Below are 16860 nucleotides of genomic sequence, written 5' to 3'. Positions count from 1 at the left end.
GCCCGCTCCCACAGGTGCTCCACAATTTTGAGATGGGTGGGTTACCTGTGGGAGCGGGCAAGCCCGCGAATGGGCCTATAATCTGGCCAATTTCCTAGTTTTGTACCCAGCCATGTCCTGCAACCGCCACAAGATCCACTTCCTGCGCGAACTCATCCCTTCCTTCGAGTGCGAGCCCGGCTGCCACGACTGCTGCGGCCCGGTCACCACTTCGGCGGAAGAAATGGCCCGCCTGCCACGCAAGTCCCAGGCCGAGCAGGACGCCGCTCTGGAGCGCCTGGACTGTGTGCACCTGGGCCCCAACGGCTGCACGGTGTATGAAGAGCGCCCGATGATCTGCCGCCTGTTCGGCACCACGCCGCGTCTGGCCTGCCCGCGTGGTCGTGGCCCTGAACAGATGATCGAGCCCGCTGCCGAGCAGCTGGTCCACCAGTTCATTGCCACCACCCGCCAGGTGCTGGTCTGACTTCAGTCCGGGATCGGCAGGCAAAGGCTCTCCTTCACCTCTTCCATCACGATGTAGCTCTTCGATTCGCGCACATGCGGCAGCTTCAGAAGGATGTCGCCGAGCAGCTTGCGGTACGAGGCCATCTCGGAAATGCGCGCTTTCACCAGGTAGTCGAAGTCGCCTGAAACCAGGTGGCATTCCAGCACGTGGGGCAGTTTCAGCACTGCGCGGCGGAACTCCTCGAAGGTGTCGCCCGATTTGTAGTCCAGGCTGATTTCCACGAATACCAGCAGGCTGCCCTTGAGGTGCTGCGGGTTCAGGCGGGCGTTGTAGCCCATGATGATGCCCTCGCGCTCCAGGCGGCGGACCCGCTCGGTGCAAGGGGTGGTGGAAAGCCCGACTTTCTCGCCCAGTTCGGTGAAGGAAATACGCCCGTCATTCTGCAGGATACGCAGGATGTTACGGTCGATCTTGTCCAGTTCACGCTTGCTCTGGTGCTGGGTTCTCATAGGGGATGCCCCTCCGTGAAAGGCGATTTTGCCGAGAATTCTCGCCAATAATAGGCTTTTATATAGTGAATTGCACTGCCTTCAAATTCCTATACTGCGCGCATTCATGCCATTTCAATAAAAGTCTGCGGCGCGCCGCGTGCGAGGGATAAAACGATGCGAGTTCTGGTACTTGGTAGCGGTGTGATCGGAACCGCCAGTGCCTACTATCTGGCCCGGCAAGGTTTCGAAGTAACGGTGGTCGATCGCCAGCCAGCGGTGGCCATGGAAACCAGCTTTGCCAACGCCGGCCAGATCTCGCCCGGCTATGCCTCGCCCTGGGCCGCCCCAGGCGTGCCGCTGAAGGCCATCAAGTGGCTGCTGGAGCGTCACGCGCCCCTGGCCATCAAGCTCACCGGCGACGTCGACCAGTACTTGTGGATGGCACAGATGCTGCGCAACTGCACCGCCAGCCGTTACGCGGTGAACAAGGAGCGCATGGTGCGCCTGTCCGAGTACAGCCGTGACTGCCTCGACGAACTGCGCGCCGAAACCGGTCTCGCCTACGAAAACCGCAGCCTGGGCACTACCCAGCTGTTCCGTACCCAGGCTCAGGTAGATGCTGCGGCCAAGGATATTGCCGTGCTGGAACAGTCCGGCGTGCCTTACGAGCTGCTCGACCGCGACGGCATTGCCCGCGTCGAACCGGCCCTGGCTGGCGTCAAGGACATCCTGGCCGGCGCCCTGCGCCTGCCCAACGACCAGACCGGCGATTGCCAGCTGTTCACTACCAAGCTTGCCGAAATGGCCGTGAAGCTGGGCGTGGAGTTCCGCTTCGGCCAGGACATCCAGCGCCTGGACTTTGCTGGTGACCGCATCAATGGTGTATGGATCGACGGCAAGCTGGAAACTGCCGACCGTTACGTGCTGGCGCTGGGCAGCTATTCGCCGCAAATGCTCAAGCCACTGGGCATCAAGGCCCCGGTGTACCCGCTGAAGGGCTACTCGCTGACTGTGCCGATCACCAACGCCGACATGGCCCCGACCTCGACCATTCTCGACGAGACCTACAAGGTTGCCATTACCCGTTTCGACAACCGTATCCGCGTCGGCGGCATGGCTGAAATTGCCGGTTTTGACCTGTCGCTGAACCCGCGTCGGCGCGAAACGCTGGAGATGATCGTCAACGACCTTTATCCTCGCGGCGGTGATCTGAGCCAGGCCAGCTTCTGGACCGGCCTGCGCCCGGCGACCCCGGATGGCACGCCGATCGTCGGTGCCACGGCGTTCCGCAACCTGTTCCTGAACACCGGCCACGGTACCTTGGGCTGGACCATGGCGTGCGGCTCCGGTCGCCTGCTGGCCGACCTGATTGCGCGCAAAAAGCCGCAGATCAGTGCCGAAGGCCTGGACATTTCCCGTTATGGCAACAGCCCGGAAGTGGCCAAGCACGGGCAGACTGCGCCGGCTCACCAGCAGTAATAGCCTGTACCGGCCTATTCGCGGCTAAAGCCGCTCCCACAGGGATCGTATGTTTCCGGACATTTTGTGGTCCCCTGTGGGAGCGGCTTCAGCCGCGAAGAACCCAACACCGATTTCAACCCGAACCACCATAAGGCAGCCGCCATGCGTCCCGCCCGCGCCCTGATCGACCTCCAGGCCCTGCGCCACAACTACCGTCTGGCCCGTGAACTGACCGGTGCCAAAGCCCTGGCCGTGATCAAGGCCGATGCTTACGGCCACGGCGCCGTGCGCTGTGCCCTGGCCCTGGAAGCCGAAGCCGACGGCTTTGCCGTGGCCTGCATCGAAGAAGCGCTGGAGCTGCGCGCTGCCGGTATCAAGGCCCCGGTGCTGCTGCTGGAGGGCTTCTTCGAAGCCAGCGAACTGGCCCTGATCGCCGAGCACGACCTGTGGTGCGTGGTTCACTCGCTGTGGCAGCTGGAAGCGATCGAAAAGACCCAGCTGCACAAGCCGCTCACCATCTGGCTCAAGCTCGACAGCGGCATGCACCGCGTCGGCCTGCACCCCAAGGACTACCACGAGGCCTACCAGCGCCTGCTGGCCAGCGGCAAGGTCGCGCGCATCGTGCTGATGAGCCACTTCGCTCGCGCCGACGAACTGGATGCCGACGCCACCGCCCAGCAGATCGCCGTGTTCGAAGCCGCCCGCCAGGGCCTGGCCGCCGAATGCAGCCTGCGCAACTCCCCCGGTGTGCTGGGCTGGCCGCAGGCCCCCAGCGACTGGGTACGCCCGGGCCTGATGCTGTACGGTGCCACGCCGTTCGAAGTGGCCCAGGCCGAGGCCGAGCGCCTGCAGCCGGTGATGACCCTGCAATCGCGGGTGCTCAGCGTGCGCGAGCTGCCTGCCGGCGAGCCGGTGGGCTATGGCGCCAAGTTCGTCAGCCCACGGCCAACCCGCGTTGGTGTCGTTGCCATGGGCTACGCCGATGGTTACCCGCGCCAGGCGCCCAACGGTACCCCGGTGCTGGTCGCTGGCAAGCGCACCCAACTGATTGGCCGGGTATCGATGGACATGCTCAGCATCGACCTGACCGATGTGCCGGAAGCCACCGTCGGCAGCCCGGTCGAATTGTGGGGCAAGCATGTTCTTGCCAGTGAAGTGGCCGCACAGGCGGGTACCATTCCGTACCAGATTTTTTGCAACCTGAAGCGGGTACCGCGGGACTACATCGGCGAATGACACGCTGAAGCGGACAGGTTGAGGGGCGGTGTGTTGTAAATACTGAACGGCATTGCCATGATATCGTTCACATCCACCCCCCTTTCCACCGTTTCAGGAGGCTCCAGCTTTGGACGTCGGCGAACGACTGCAAGCCATCCGCAAGCTCAAGGGCCTGTCCCAGCGCGAACTCGCCAAGCGTGCCGGCGTAACCAACAGCACCATCTCGATGATCGAGAAGAACAGCGTGAGCCCGTCGATCAGCTCGCTGCGCAAGGTGTTGAGCGGCATTCCCATGTCCATGGTCGAGTTCTTCTCGGTCGAACTGGAACCTGAAAGCCCCACGCAGATCGTCTACAAGGCCCATGAGCTGATCGATATCTCCGACGGTGCCGTGACCATGAAGCTGGTCGGCAAGTCGCACCCCAACCGTGCCATCGCCTTCCTCACCGAGGTGTATCCACCGGGTGCCGACACGGGGGCCGAAATGCTTACCCATGACGGCGAGGAAACCGGCATCCTGCTCGAAGGCCGCCTGGAGCTGGTGGTCGGCAACGAAATCTTCATCCTTGAAGAAGGCGACAGTTACTACTTCGAGAGCACCCGCCCGCACCGTTTTCGTAACCCGTTCGACCGGCCGGCGCGCCTGATCAGTGCGGCGACACCTTCAAACTTTTGATCCAGCGCAGTGCATTGATTCGGCAATACCCCTTTCCTGTGTGGGGTCGTTTCACGGCCTCTGGGTTCCCGCTATACTTTTCAACGCTCGCCGATCCGTGGCCGCGAGCGTGATTAGCCACCATGAGGGTGTTCGCGTGAACCAAATCAAGAAGATGCTGGCCGTACCAGCAGCCGTATTCGCCCTCTGGGCAATGAGCGCAACCGCTGCGACCAATGATGACATCGCCAAGCGCCTGGAGCCCGTCGGCCAGGTGTGCGTCCAGGGCCAGGAGTGCAAGGGCATGGAAGTGGCCGCCGCCGCAGGTGGCGGTGGTGCCAAGACGCCGGACGAGATCATCGCCAAGCACTGCAATGCCTGCCATGGCTCCGGCCTGCTCGGCGCGCCGAAGATTGGCGATACTGCGGCGTGGAAGGAACGCGCCGACCACCAGGGCGGCCTGGATGGCATCCTGGCCAAGGCCATTACCGGCATCAACGCCATGCCACCGAAAGGCACCTGCGCGGACTGTTCGGATGACGACCTGAAAGGGGCAATCAAGAAGATGTCCGGGCTGTGAGAAACAGCTGAATTGCATGAGGCCCGCCGTTTATGGCGGGCTTTGTTTTTGTGGTGCCTGTACCGGCCCTTTCGCGGCTGAAGCCGCTCCCACAGGAATCTCGCAGTTCTTGAATCTTGTGCTGTAACTGTGGGAGCGGCTTTAGCCGCGAAAGGGCCGGTACAGGCAACCAACCCACCAAAGCCCATGTCCAACCCCTGAACCCATGGATGTCTCAGGAGGCCCCGATGCACCTCTGCTCCATCGACCAGGCTGTCGAGCAAGTCCTGTCACGCCTGCCAGCCCACATCCACATGGGCCTGCCGCTGGGCCTGGGCAAGCCCAACGCCTTCGTCAACGCGCTTTACGCCCGCATCCGCGAGCTGCCCGAACGGCAGCTGACCATCTACACGGCCCTGTCCCTCGGACGCCCGTCACTGGGTGACGGTTTGCAACGGCGCTTTCTCGAACCCTTTGTCGAACGCGTTTTCGCCGACTACGAAGAACTCGCCTACCTCACCGACCTGCGCAACGACACGTTGCCACCCAACATCCGGGTGGAACAGTTCTTCATGCAGCCCGGCAGCCTGCTGCACAGCGCGTCGGCCCAGCAGAGCTACATCAGCAGCAACTACAGCCACGCCGCACGCGACATCAACGCCAAGGGCCTGAATCTGATCGCGCAGCTGGTGGCCGCCACGCCCGAGAGGCCGGTGCAACTGAGCCTGGCCTGCAACCCCGACATCACCCTCGACCTGCTGCCGATGGTTGCCAAGCGCCGCGCCGCCGGCGAGACCATCCTCATGCTCGGCCAGGTGCACGCCGAGTTGCCTTACATGCCGGGTGATGCCGAGCTACCCATCGATACATTCGACCTGCTGATCGATGCAGCCGAGCAACGCCGCCTGTTCTCCACGCCGAACATGCCGGTCAACACTCAGGACCACTGCATCGGCCTGCACGCCAGCAGCCTGGTTCGCGACGGCGGCACGCTACAGATCGGCATTGGTGCCATGGGCGATGCGGTGGCTGCCGCATTGCTGGCGCGTCAGGGTGACAACGCCGGTTATCGTGCCGTGCTTGACGCGCTGGGTGCTGGCTCGTGGCAAGCGCTGATCGAACGGGAAGGGGGCCTGGATACCTTCGCTCAAGGCCTGTACGGCTGCAGCGAGATGTTCGTCAACGGCTTGCTGGCGCTGGCCGAAGCGGGCCTGTTGCGGCGCCCGGCGGACGAGCAGGGGATGGCAGTGCTGCATGGCGGTTTCTTCCTCGGCCCCCAGGCGTTCTACCAGCGCTTGCGCGACATGCCGCTGGAACAGCGCGCAAGGTTTGCCATGACGCGTATCAGCTTCATCAACGAGCTGTATGGGCAGGAGGACCTCAAGCGCCGCCAGCGCCGCGATGCGCGTTTCATCAACACCGTGTTCGGCATGACCCTGCTCGGCGCCGGGGTGGCCGACCAGCTGGAGGATGGCCGGGTACTCAGTGGCGTGGGCGGGCAGTACAACTTCGTCGCACAGGGCCATGCGCTGGAGGGCGGACGCTCGATCCTGCTACTGCGCAGCTGGCGTGAGGCGGGTGGGGAGGTGACCTCGAACCTGTTCTGGAACTATGGCCATTGCACCATCCCCCGGCACCTGCGCGATATCGTGGTGACCGAGTACGGCATTGCTGATTTGCGCGGGCAGACCGACAGCGAGGTGATTGCGCGGTTGCTGGCGGTGTGTGATTCGCGGTTCCAGCAGGGGCTGATCGAGCAGGCGAAAGATGCCGGCAAACTGGCCAGGGATTTTCAACTGGAGGCGCGCTTTACCGACAACACGCCGCAGCGGCTGGAAGCGATCAGGGCGCGTCACTCGCGGTTGTTCCCGGAATATCCGCTGGGCACGGACTTTACGGTTGAAGAGCGGGATTTGCTGCGGGCGCTTAACTGGTTGAAGGGCAAGTTCAAGCTGAGCGAGGTGCTGGAGCTGGGCAAGGCAGCGCTGGATGCGCCGGGGTCGGAGGGGTATGAGCGGCATCTGGCGCGGATGGGGCTGGATCAGCCGCAGGGGATGAAGGAAGAGCTTTACCAACGGTTGTTGCTGGCGGGGTTGGCGGCAACCCAATAGATCCCTGGGTGCATCGGCCCCCTGTGGGAGCGGGTTTACCCGCGAATGCGGTAGGGAATGTGCCATCGCATTCGCGGGTAAACCCGCTCCCACAGAGATCGCGTAGCGGCCTTAATCGATGAAGGTAACCACACCACCTTCCAGCGACTTCACCCGGGCCAGCGATTCAACGCGGTAGCCCTGGCTGTCCAGCTCGGCACGGCCGCCCTGGAACGACTTCTCGATCACGATACCCAGGCCGGCGACGGTGGCGCCGGCCTGCTTGATGATCGAGATCAGTGCCTGCGACGCCTTGCCGTTGGCCAGGAAGTCATCGATCACCAGCACGCGGTCGCTGCTGTTGAGGTGACGCGGCGAGATGGCAACGGTGTTCTCGGTCTGCTTGGTAAAGGAGTACACCGAGGCGGTCAGCAGGTTCTCGGTCAGGGTCAGCGACTGGTGCTTGCGCGCGAAGATCACCGGCACGCCCAGCTTCAGGCCAGTCATCACCGCCGGGGCAATGCCCGAGGCTTCGATGGTGACGATCTTGGTCACGCCCGCGTCGGCGAACAGGCGGGCGAACTCGTCACCGATCAGCTGCATCAGCGCCGGATCGATCTGGTGGTTGAGAAACGCGTCGACTTTGAGAACCTGATCGGAAAGCACGATGCCTTCTTCGCGAATCTTCTGATGCAGTGCTTCCACTTTGTTTTCCTCGATGTAGCAAAGGTGGCCGCAAATAGCGGCAAAGTTAAAGAGTAATGGTTGATCAGCGTTTGAGCATTGCCCGGATATCGGCCAGGGCGTTGTTGCCCCGTGCGGCCTTCACCTCGACCGGCGCATCGTCCAGGCCTTCCCAGGCCAGGTCGTCCGGTGGCAGTTCGTCGAGGAACCGGCTGGGCGTGCAGTCGATGATTTCACCGTACTGCTTGCGCTTGGCGGCGAAGGTGAAGGCCAGGGTCTGGCGCGCGCGGGTGATGCCCACGTAGGCCAGGCGGCGTTCTTCTTCGATGGTGTCGGCCTCGATGCTGGAGCGGTGCGGGAGGATTTCCTCTTCCATGCCCATGATGAACACGTAGGGGAACTCCAGGCCCTTGGAGGCATGCAGGGTCATCATCTGCACACCTTCGGCGTTCTCTTCCTCTTCCTGCTGACGCTCGAGCATGTCACGCAGCACCAGCTTGCCGATGGCGTCCTCGATGGTCATGTCACCCTCTTCGTCCTTCTCGAGGGTGTTCTTCAGCGCTTCGACCAGGAACCAGACGTTGCTGATGCGGAACTCAGCTGCCTTGTCGCTGGCGGTCTGCTGGCGGATCCAGTTCTCGTAGTCGATATCGCGGATCATCTCGTGTAGCGCGGCAATCGGGTCTTCCAGGGCGACCTTGTGGCGCACCCCGTCCAGCCAATGCTTGAAGCGCTGCAAACGCTCGGTGTAGCGGGCGTCCAGATGCTCGCCCAGGCCCAGTTCCTCACTGGCGGCGTACATCGAAATACCGCGCTCGGTGGCGTAGTTGCCGAGTTTTTCCAGCGTGGTGGAGCCGATTTCGCGGCGCGGTACGTTGATCACCCGCAGGTAGGCGTTGTCATCGTCCGGGTTCACCAGCAGGCGCAGGTAGGCCATCAGGTCCTTGACCTCCTGGCGGCCGAAGAAGCTGTTGCCGCCCGACAGGCGATACGGCACCTGATGGTGCTGCAGCTTCAGTTCGATCAGCTTGGCCTGGTAGTTGCCGCGGTAGAGGATGGCAAAGTCGCTGTACGGGCGGTTGGTACGCAGGTGCAGGGTGAGGATTTCCATGGCCACGCGTTCGGCCTCGGCTTCCTCGTTCTTGCAACGGATGACGCGGATCTCGTCGCCCACGCCCATCTCGCTCCACAGTTGTTTCTCGAACGCGTGCGGGTTGTTGGCGATCAGCACGTTGGCGCAGCGCAGGATGCGGCTGGTCGAGCGGTAGTTCTGTTCCAGCATCACCACTTTCAGGGAGGGGTAGTCCTCCTTGAGCAGCATGAGGTTTTCTGGCCGGGCGCCACGCCAGGCATAGATCGACTGGTCGTCGTCGCCCACCACGGTGAACTGATTGCGCATGCCGATCAGCATCTTCACCAGCAGGTACTGGCTGGCGTTGGTGTCCTGGTATTCGTCCACCAGCAGGTAGCGCACGCGGTTCTGCCAGCGCTCCAGCACATCAGGGTGCTCCTGGAACAGCTTGACCGGCAGCAGGATCAGATCGTCGAAATCTACCGCGTTGAACGCCTTGAGCGTGCGCTGGTAGTGGGTGTAGACGATGGCGGCGGTCTGCTCGCGCGGGTTGCGCGCTTTCTCCAGAGCCTCTGCGGGCAGAATCAGGTCGTTCTTCCAGGCACCGATCATGTTCTTGATCTCGTCGATGCCGTCGTCGCCGGAGTATTCCTTCTGCATGATGTCCGACAGCAGCGCCTTGATGTCGGACTCGTCGAAGATCGAGAAACCCGGCTTGTAGCCCAGGCGCTCGTGCTCCTTGCGGATAATGTTCAGGCCCAGGTTGTGGAAGGTGCACACTGTCAGGCCACGGCCTTCCCCCGGACGCAGCAGGGTGGCGACCCGCTCCTTCATCTCGCGTGCGGCCTTGTTGGTGAAGGTCATCGCCACGATGTACTGGGCACGAATGCCGCAGTTCTGGATGAGGTGGGCAATCTTGCGCGTGATCACGCTGGTCTTGCCCGAGCCTGCACCGGCGAGCACCAAAAGAGGGCCGCCGACATAGTCACGGGCTTCCTGCTGCCGGGGATTGAGTCGGGACATGCTAGAAACCGGGGGTCGCCAGAAAATAGCCGCGCATTCTAACAGGCATGGGGCGTTTGTGGCGCGACCGTCTGACGTCTGAGTCAAATATGTAAACGGGATTTGCCGGCTGGCGCAGTTTCGCGCAGGATGCACGACAAAATACGTCGGGATGCTACAGCGGTAAAAACATGCATTAAAGTGAAAATCATTTTCATTAATGCAGTAGCATACCTGGCAGTTTCCGTTGCACCGTGAAACCCTAAGGAGCCCGCTTGTCCACGCCTGTCGAACCATTGCGTTTGCTGCTGTTGGCCGATGAGCCGGAATGGGGGGCGCTGCTACGCGCGTGCATGCCTGCCCTGGGTGGCAGCGCCGTGCTGCTGACAGCGCCGAACTGGGAGTCGGTCGACAGCCTGTTCAACCAGGACCGCCAGGCCATTGTGCTGGCAACCCCGGCCCTGCAGCCCGCGCCCGGACGCTGCGAGTTGCCGAGCATCCTGCTACTTGACCACGAGCCCCAGATAGCCCCCAGCGCTGTCAGCGACTGGCTGGTGCGTGACCAGCTCAATGCCGACACCTTGCGCCGCTCGTTGCGCCATGTGCGCGAGCGCGGTGTGCTGGTGGCCACCTTGCAGCGCTTGGCCGAGCAGGACCCGTTGACCGGCATCGCCAACCGCCAGGGCTTCCAGGCCTTGCTGACCGCGCGCCTGGCCGAGAACGACGGCGGTGGCCTTGCCCTTGGCCACCTGGACCTGGACAACTTCCGCCACGTCAACGACGCCCTCGGCCACCAGAGTGGCGACCGCCTGATCCTGCTGGTGGTGGCGCGGCTTAAACAGCAACTGGAGGCCGGCGACCAGCTGGCGCGCCTGGGCAGCGACGAGTTCGCCCTGCTGATCGATACCCGACGCGATCCCAACCGTGCCGAATGGATAGCCGAGCGGATTGTCGAGGCGTTGGCCGAACCTTACTGGGTCGACGGCGAAAGCCTGTTGCTGGGCTGCAGCCTGGGCCTGGCCCACGCCCGTGCCCAGGGTGGTGCCGACCCGTTGATGTGGCACGCGCACATCGCCATGCGCCAGGCCAAGGGCAGCCAGGGTTGCACTTTCCATGTGTTCAACGAGCGCATCAACCGCAATGCCCGCAGCCTTGCCGACCTGGAAAGCGAACTGCGCCGCGCCTTGCGCCGGGACGAGCTGGAGCTGCATTACCAGCCGCGGCTGAACCTGGCCGACGGGCGCATCGTCGGCCTCGAGGCGCTGGTGCGCTGGCGGCATGCCGAGCGCGGCCTGTTGCCGCCCAGCGAGTTCGTGCCGCTGGCCGAGCAGAGCGGCCTGATCGTGCCGCTGGGGTACTGGGTGATATCCCGTGCCCTTCGCGACATGCAGGCGCTGTGCGAGCGCGGCCTGGAACCACTGCACATGGCGGTCAACCTGAGCTTCCGCCAGTTCCAGGACAGCCAGCTGCTGGCGACCTTGAGCCGCCTGATCCTCGAACATGGCGTGGATGCCCGCTGGCTGGAGTTCGAGTTGACCGAAACGGCGGTCATGCGCCGTAACGAGCTGGTGCGCCAGACCATGGACGCCCTGGGGCGCCTGGGTGTGCGCTTCTCGCTCGATGATTTCGGTACCGGGTTCTCTTCGTTCGTGCACCTCAACAGCTTGCCGATCACCTTGCTGAAGGTGGACCGCAGCTTTGTCGCGGAAATGGAAATGCGCGAGGAGAACCGCAAGCTCGTGCACGCCATGATCAACCTGGCGCACAACCTCAACCTGGAAGTGGTGGCCGAAGGGGTGGAGAGTGAAGAGCAGATGGCTTTGCTGCGCGGGTTTGGCTGTGACCAGGTGCAGGGCTTCCTGGTCAGCAAGCCGCTGCCGGTGGGGGAGTTGATGGAGTTCTTGCTGGATTACAGCAAGCCGAGGCTGGTTAGCATGTGACATTGCAGGGGAGGGCTTCGCCCTCCATCGCGACACAAGGCCGCTCCCACATTGATCGGCGAACGCAGGACCATGTGGGAGCGGCCTTGCGTCGCGAAAGGGCTGCAAAGCAGCCCCAGCAATTACACAGACAGTGCAGACCCGTCAGGCAAATCAGCCTTTCTCAAAAGCCGCTTCATCCGCCACTCAAAGCCAAAGGTCAGCGCCACCGCCGCACAAGCCAGCCCCAACGCCAGCCCCCACCAGACCCCTACCGCGCCACCGCCCAGGGTAAAGGTGAACAGCCAGGCGCTAGGTGCCCCCACCAGCCAATAGCACACCAGCCCGATCAGGAAGGTCGTCTTGGCATCTTTCAGCCCACGGATCGAGCCCATCGCAATCGTCTGCATGCCATCGAACAGCTCGAACCACGCTGCCACCATCAGCAACTGCACCGCCAGCTGGAAGATCGCCGCAAATGCCGGGTCATTACGGTCGATGAACAACCCCACCAGCGATTCGGGCAGCAGCCAGAACAGTGCGGCGAAGGCAAACATGATCATCGCCCCGAAGCCGATGCCCACCCGCCCGGCGCTGCGCGCCGCCAGCAGGTTGCCGGCGCCGTAGTACAGCCCCACGCGCATGGTCACCGCATACGACAACCCGGTCGGCACCATGAACGCCGTGGAGACGATCTGCAGGGCGATCTGGTGCGCCGCCAGCTCGGTACTGCCCAGTACGCCCATGCACAGCGCGGCGAAGGCGAACAGGCCGACTTCCACCATGTAGGTGCCGCCAATCGGCAGGCCCAGCCGCCACAGCTCGCGCAGGGCCGGCAGCGACGGGCGTGACAGGCCCTTGCGCAGCGGGTAGGCGATATACGCCGGGTGCCAGCGGATATACAACGCCAAGGCAATGGCCATGCCCATCGACACCACCGCAGTGACCAGGCCGATGCCCATCAGGCCCAGCTTGGGCAGGCCGAACATGCCTTCGATCAGCGCGACGTTGAACAGGTAGTTGAGCACCGTGCCTATCAGGCTGATGACCATCACCGGGGTAGACCGGCCCAGCGCGCTGGTGAAGCCGCGCAAGGCCATGAAGGTCAGGTAGCCGGGCAGGGCCAGTGGCAGCAGGGTGAGAAATTCGGCGGCCGAGGCAACGTTCTCGGGCTTTTGCCCGAACAGCAGCAGCACCGGCTCAAGGTTCCACAGCACCAGCGCAGCGAACAGGGCCAGGCCCCAGGCGAGCCACAGGCCACCCTGCGCCAGGCGGGTGACGCCCTCGATGTCGTTGGCGCCCTTGCGAATCGCTACCAGGGTACCGACCGCAGCGATCACGCCCAGGCAGAAGATCGACACGAACGAGTAGCTTGCCGCGCCCAGACCGCCGCCAGCCAGGGCTTGCGGGCTGATGCGGGCCATCATCAGGGTATCGGTCAGCACCATCAGCATGTGCGCCAACTGCGAGGCGATCAGCGGCCCGGCCAGGCGCAGCAAAGCCTTGAGTTCGGTTGTGGGCGCGACATGCATGGGGCAGTCCTTTTCCTGGGGTGATTAACGAAGGGCGATTCTGAGGCTTTGGTCAACTTTGCACAAAAGGATAAAAGCGATCATTGGCATGAGTATGACTCATGCATATATGCTCCCCGGTGATTCACCCCACAGCCCCGTATGGCAGGTGCCTCATGTCCCGTCAGCTTCCCCCGCTGTATGCCCTGCGCGCATTCGAAGCCGCTGCGCGGCTAAGCTCCTTCACCCGCGCCGGCGAAGAGCTGTCGATTACCCAGAGCGCGGTCAGCCGGCATATCCGCACACTGGAGGAGCACTTTGCCTGCCGCCTGTTCGTGCGCAGCGGCCGCAGCCTGCAACTGACCGAAGCGGCGCGGGTGCTGCTGCCCGGCGTGCGCGAAGGCTTTGCCGCGCTGGAACGGGCTTGCGATACCTTGCGCGGTGAGGATGACATCCTGCGCATGAAGGCCCCCTCGACCCTGACCATGCGCTGGTTGCTGGCGCGCCTTAGCCGCTTTCGCCACTTGCAGCCTGGCAACGAAGTGCAGCTGACCAGCGCCTGGATGGATGTCGACCACGTGGACTTCAATCAGGAACCTTTCGATTGCGCGGTGTTGCTCAGCGACGGGGTGTTCCCGCCGGAATGGGAAGTGCGCAAGTTGTTCCCGGAGTTGTTGATCCCCGTAGGTGCGCCAGACTTGCTCGACGAGGAGCCCTGGGACGAGCGTCGGCTGGCCTGCATCGAACTGCTGCACCCCACGGTGGACAAGCGCGACTGGCGGGAATGGTTGGAGCGCATGGGGTTGAGTGACAAGGTTTCGCTCAGGGGCGGGCAGGTGTTCGACACCCTGGAACTGGGCATGATTGCTGCGGCGCGTGGCTACGGCATTTCCATGGGCGATTTGCTGATGGTGGCCGAGGATGTGGCGCAGGGGCGCTTGAGCCTGCCATGGCCTACGGCGGTGCCCAGTGGGATGGATTATTACCTGGTGTGGCCGCGCACTCGGCCGGGGGGCGAGCGGTTGCGGCGGCTGAGCGATTTTCTGGAAGAGGAGGTGGCGGCGATGGATTTGCCGGATGTGGAAATCCTGCCGCCACTCTGATCGCCTGTACTGGCCTCATCGCCGGCAAGCCAGCTCCCACAGGTGCAGCGCTGGCCTCAAGGACTGCACCGAACCTGTGGGAGCGGGTTTACCCGCGAAGAGGCCGCAACGCCTTACATCGAGCCCAGGTTCAACGCCTGTGCACAGGCTTGCAGCGACCGGCGCTCGCTCTGCGCATACAGCGCCAGCTCATCCTGCACCTGCAGCCCCAGCGCCGCTTCGAACGCATCGCGATTGGCGTTGCTGCCATACTCGGCCTGCGCATCGTCACCCAGGTTGGACTGGAAGATCCCCGCCGCGCTCACCGGCAGGAAGTCCTCGTACACCAACGCCTCGAAGTGCACATGACCAGCCTCGATCAACCCTTCCAGTGTGGTCGGGCGGCCGTCCTGGTCTCGCGCGGCCAGGCCTTTTTCGGTGGCGAAGTAGCGGAAGTAGGCCAGCCCCTGTTCACGCATCTGCGCCAGGTCATCCGGGAATTCGGCAAAGGTGTCCTTCAGCAACGCCATGTAGCGTTCGGCATTGGCCTCGGCCGGGGCGCCACCCAGGGCGGCGCGGGTGGCGTCGAGCAGCTTGTCGTACAGCTGGCGGCCTTTAGGCGTCAGCGCCGCGCCGCGCTGCTCGATTTCGCCAAACCGCGCGGTATGGCTGCCTTCGCTGCCCTGCTGGTCGCTGAAGGCGACCTTTTCCTGCAGGGCCTTGAAGCTGGTCTGGCGCAGCAGGATCGGATGGCGGCGGGTGGGCGGGCCTTCGACCACGGCCTTCGGCGGGATGCCCTTGGCCGGCATGCCAAGCTGGATTGCATCGATGTCCAGGGTGCGCGGGGTCAGGTGGTTGATGTGCGGGCCCTTGAAGGCCACCACATCGGCGATCAGGCGGTGCTGGTCGTGCAACTGCTGGTACTGCTCGGCAGTGACGGTGGCGTCATGGTGCCAGCGGAAGGTGTGCAGCGCTTCCTGCACGAACGCCTCGGCATCGGCGGCGTTCAGGCCACCATCGCGCTCGCGTTGGTCGATCAGTTCAAGGGCGCGGGCAGTGAAGATCTGGCGCTTGGCCAGGATGCTCTCTGCCAGCTCGCGCAGTTGCGGGTTGTCGATCAGCTCCAGGCGCAGCAGCGAAGTGAAGACGCGGAACGGGCTGACGTGCAGCGACTGCTCGTGCACAGCGCGGAAGGCGGTGGAATGCACCGGCACGCCGGCGGAACTGAGGTCGTAGTAGCCGACTGGCTGCATGCCCATGACCGCGAACAGCCGGGCGATGGTGGCCAGCTCTGCGGCGGTGCCGACACGGATGGCACCATGGCGCTCCTGGTCCAGGCGCTCGATTTCGCCGGTCCAGCGCAGGGCCGCGGCAACCTCAGGTTGCTGGGCCATGACCTGCTGGTTGATTTCGCTCACCAGCTCCAGCAGCGTGCCGTACAGGGGCACTTCCTGTTTGTACATGAGCGACATGGCGGCAGAGAACTGCGCGCGGATGCTGTCGGGGCTGACGAAATCGTGGGCGGGCATCGCTAGCTTCCTGGTTGGGTTCGGACGCTTACATGAAAGCTGGGAATGCACTTGGCTCACAAGCGAAAAAAAGTGAGAGTGTCATTCCTTTTATGATCGACCTCAAGGGCCCTTTCGCGGGCACGCCCGCTCCCACAGGTACTGCACAGAGTTCAGAACTTGCGCGGTCCCTGTGGGAGCGGGCGTGCCCGCGAAGAGGCCCTCAAGCCGATAACTGCTCACGAATCCATTCCACCAACGCCCTTACCTTGGGCACCTCGGCCGCATGCTCGGCATACGCCAGGTAATGCGCCCCGGCACTGCGCATCGCGTGGTTCCACGGCACCACCAAACTCCCCTCGGCCAACTCCTTCGCTGCCAGGTAGCGCGGCACCAACGCCACCCCGCACCCGGCCTGCGCCGCACTAAGGGCCATGTAGAACGTATCGAAGCGCGGCCCATGGTAGGCACTGACGCTCTGCAAACCCAATTCCAGGAACCACTCGTGCCAGGCTTCCGGCCGCGAGGTGCTCTGCAATAGCACCAAATTGGCCAGCTCCGCGGCATCGCCCAGCTCAAGCCCCGCCAGCAGCTCCGGCGCGCACACCGGCACCACCTCCTCACCGAACAGCTCCACGCAGGTGGCCCCCGGCCAAGTGCCCTGGCCATAGAAGAACACCACGTCCGCCGAGCCCTGCAGCAGGGCGAACGGCTCCATCTCGTTGCGGATATCCAGGTGGATGTTGTTGTGGCGCTTGCCAAAGCCCTTGAGGTGCGGGATCAACCAGCGCACGCCAAAACTCGGTTGAGTAGCTACCTTCAATATCTCGGTCTGCTCGCCGTAGGTGAGCACGTAGCGGCTGGACATATCCACCTGGGTGAGGATCTTGTTGACCTCGGCCAGGTACAGGCTGCCCGCTGGCGTCAGCTGCAGGCGGCGGCGGATACGCAGGAACAGGTGATGGCGCAGCATGTCTTCAAGCTGCGCCACCTGCTTGCTGACCGCGCTCTGGGTCAGGTGCAGCTCCTCGGCGGCACGGGTAAAGCTCAAATGGCGGGCTGCAGCTTCGAAGCACTGCAGGGCGGTCATGGAGGGCACCAGGCGTTTGGACATAGCGGTCTCTGCGGCTCAAATCATTACCTGACGGAATGATATGCGG

General features: G+C 63.4%; 14 protein-coding genes. 8 read left to right on the top strand and 6 right to left on the bottom strand.

What is annotated here, in order from left to right:
* Positions 1 to 112 precede the first annotated feature (112 nt).
* Positions 113 to 466: a YkgJ family cysteine cluster protein gene (locus JV551A3_RS00165; RefSeq protein WP_013974780.1), complete on the top strand. Its 354-nt coding sequence runs from the start codon at positions 113 to 115 to the stop codon at positions 464 to 466.
* Positions 467 to 468: 2 nt separating this feature from the next.
* Here JV551A3_RS00165 and dadR read toward each other — a convergent pair whose 3' ends face one another.
* Entirely contained in the window at positions 469 to 957 is a 489-nt protein-coding gene (dadR, locus tag JV551A3_RS00160) for a transcriptional regulator DadR (RefSeq protein WP_003258963.1), read from the bottom strand.
* A 156-nt stretch (positions 958 to 1113) separates the two neighbouring features.
* On the opposite strand from dadR, the gene dadA reads away from it, so the two are divergent.
* The 5 genes from dadA to JV551A3_RS00135 all read left to right on the top strand — a co-directional run bounded on the left by dadA (position 1114) and on the right by JV551A3_RS00135 (position 6943).
* The gene (gene dadA / locus JV551A3_RS00155; RefSeq protein WP_112249918.1) at positions 1114 to 2418 is read left to right on the top strand and encodes a D-amino acid dehydrogenase; all 1305 of its coding nucleotides are present in this window, start codon (positions 1114 to 1116) and stop codon (positions 2416 to 2418) included.
* A 144-nt stretch (positions 2419 to 2562) separates the two neighbouring features.
* The gene (alr, locus tag JV551A3_RS00150) at positions 2563 to 3636 is read left to right on the top strand and encodes an alanine racemase (protein ID WP_133976317.1); all 1074 of its coding nucleotides are present in this window, start codon (positions 2563 to 2565) and stop codon (positions 3634 to 3636) included.
* Between the two features lie 109 nt (positions 3637 to 3745).
* Complete coding sequence (locus JV551A3_RS00145) at positions 3746 to 4294, top strand: cupin domain-containing protein (RefSeq protein ID WP_013974777.1); 549 nt, start codon at positions 3746 to 3748, stop codon at positions 4292 to 4294.
* Positions 4295 to 4448: 154 nt separating this feature from the next.
* On the top strand, positions 4449 to 4853 hold the full coding sequence (locus JV551A3_RS00140; protein WP_038408395.1) for a c-type cytochrome: 405 nt from the start codon (positions 4449 to 4451) through the stop codon (positions 4851 to 4853).
* Between the two features lie 227 nt (positions 4854 to 5080).
* Complete coding sequence (locus JV551A3_RS00135; RefSeq protein WP_133976313.1) at positions 5081 to 6943, top strand: acetyl-CoA hydrolase/transferase C-terminal domain-containing protein; 1863 nt, start codon at positions 5081 to 5083, stop codon at positions 6941 to 6943.
* Between the two features lie 111 nt (positions 6944 to 7054).
* Here the strand turns inward: JV551A3_RS00135 and JV551A3_RS00130 are convergent, their stop codons facing one another.
* A complete protein-coding gene (locus JV551A3_RS00130; RefSeq protein WP_133976311.1) occupies positions 7055 to 7627 on the bottom strand; it encodes a xanthine phosphoribosyltransferase in 573 nt (190 codons plus the stop codon).
* Positions 7628 to 7691: 64 nt separating this feature from the next.
* The gene (rep, locus tag JV551A3_RS00125; protein ID WP_085621535.1) at positions 7692 to 9701 is read right to left on the bottom strand and encodes a DNA helicase Rep; all 2010 of its coding nucleotides are present in this window, start codon (positions 9699 to 9701) and stop codon (positions 7692 to 7694) included.
* Between the two features lie 254 nt (positions 9702 to 9955).
* Here rep and JV551A3_RS00120 point away from each other — a divergent pair, with 254 nt between their 5' ends.
* Positions 9956 to 11620: a putative bifunctional diguanylate cyclase/phosphodiesterase gene (locus JV551A3_RS00120; protein WP_133976309.1), complete on the top strand. Its 1665-nt coding sequence runs from the start codon at positions 9956 to 9958 to the stop codon at positions 11618 to 11620.
* A 122-nt stretch (positions 11621 to 11742) separates the two neighbouring features.
* On the opposite strand, the gene JV551A3_RS00115 is transcribed toward JV551A3_RS00120, so the two are convergent.
* The gene (locus JV551A3_RS00115; protein WP_133976307.1) at positions 11743 to 13131 is read right to left on the bottom strand and encodes a NorM family multidrug efflux MATE transporter; all 1389 of its coding nucleotides are present in this window, start codon (positions 13129 to 13131) and stop codon (positions 11743 to 11745) included.
* A 155-nt stretch (positions 13132 to 13286) separates the two neighbouring features.
* On the opposite strand from JV551A3_RS00115, the gene JV551A3_RS00110 reads away from it, so the two are divergent.
* Entirely contained in the window at positions 13287 to 14213 is a 927-nt protein-coding gene (locus JV551A3_RS00110; RefSeq protein WP_133976304.1) for a LysR substrate-binding domain-containing protein, read from the top strand.
* A gap of 113 nt (positions 14214 to 14326) precedes the next feature.
* Here the strand turns inward: JV551A3_RS00110 and hglS are convergent, their stop codons facing one another.
* The gene (gene hglS / locus JV551A3_RS00105) at positions 14327 to 15721 is read right to left on the bottom strand and encodes a 2-oxoadipate dioxygenase/decarboxylase HglS (RefSeq protein WP_133976302.1); all 1395 of its coding nucleotides are present in this window, start codon (positions 15719 to 15721) and stop codon (positions 14327 to 14329) included.
* Positions 15722 to 15923: 202 nt separating this feature from the next.
* Positions 15924 to 16814, bottom strand: a complete 891-nt coding sequence (locus JV551A3_RS00100; RefSeq protein WP_133976300.1) for a LysR family transcriptional regulator — start codon at positions 16812 to 16814, stop codon at positions 15924 to 15926.
* Positions 16815 to 16860 lie beyond the last annotated feature (46 nt).

It is taken from the genome of Pseudomonas inefficax, assembly GCF_900277125.1.
In the GTDB taxonomy this organism is placed as follows: domain Bacteria; phylum Pseudomonadota; class Gammaproteobacteria; order Pseudomonadales; family Pseudomonadaceae; genus Aquipseudomonas; species Aquipseudomonas inefficax.
The sequence above is the reverse complement of the archived record's forward strand: the minus strand, read 5'-3'. Positions and strand labels throughout refer to the sequence as shown.

What these genes read in the sequence shown, in the direction of transcription:
- hglS (WP_133976302.1), bottom strand. Translation starts at nt 15,721, where the DNA reads ATGCCCGCCCACGATTTCGTCAGCCCCGACAGCATCCGCGCGCAGTTC.
- JV551A3_RS00110 (WP_133976304.1), top strand. Translation starts at nt 13,287, where the DNA reads ATGTCCCGTCAGCTTCCCCCGCTGTATGCCCTGCGCGCATTCGAAGCC.
- alr (WP_133976317.1), top strand. Translation starts at nt 2,563, where the DNA reads ATGCGTCCCGCCCGCGCCCTGATCGACCTCCAGGCCCTGCGCCACAAC.
- JV551A3_RS00135 (WP_133976313.1), top strand. Translation starts at nt 5,081, where the DNA reads ATGCACCTCTGCTCCATCGACCAGGCTGTCGAGCAAGTCCTGTCACGC.
- JV551A3_RS00100 (WP_133976300.1), bottom strand. Translation starts at nt 16,814, where the DNA reads ATGTCCAAACGCCTGGTGCCCTCCATGACCGCCCTGCAGTGCTTCGAA.
- dadR (WP_003258963.1), bottom strand. Translation starts at nt 957, where the DNA reads ATGAGAACCCAGCACCAGAGCAAGCGTGAACTGGACAAGATCGACCGT.
- dadA (WP_112249918.1), top strand. Translation starts at nt 1,114, where the DNA reads ATGCGAGTTCTGGTACTTGGTAGCGGTGTGATCGGAACCGCCAGTGCC.
- rep (WP_085621535.1), bottom strand. Translation starts at nt 9,701, where the DNA reads ATGTCCCGACTCAATCCCCGGCAGCAGGAAGCCCGTGACTATGTCGGC.
- JV551A3_RS00140 (WP_038408395.1), top strand. Translation starts at nt 4,449, where the DNA reads ATGCTGGCCGTACCAGCAGCCGTATTCGCCCTCTGGGCAATGAGCGCA.
- JV551A3_RS00115 (WP_133976307.1), bottom strand. Translation starts at nt 13,131, where the DNA reads ATGCATGTCGCGCCCACAACCGAACTCAAGGCTTTGCTGCGCCTGGCC.
- JV551A3_RS00165 (WP_013974780.1), top strand. Translation starts at nt 113, where the DNA reads ATGTCCTGCAACCGCCACAAGATCCACTTCCTGCGCGAACTCATCCCT.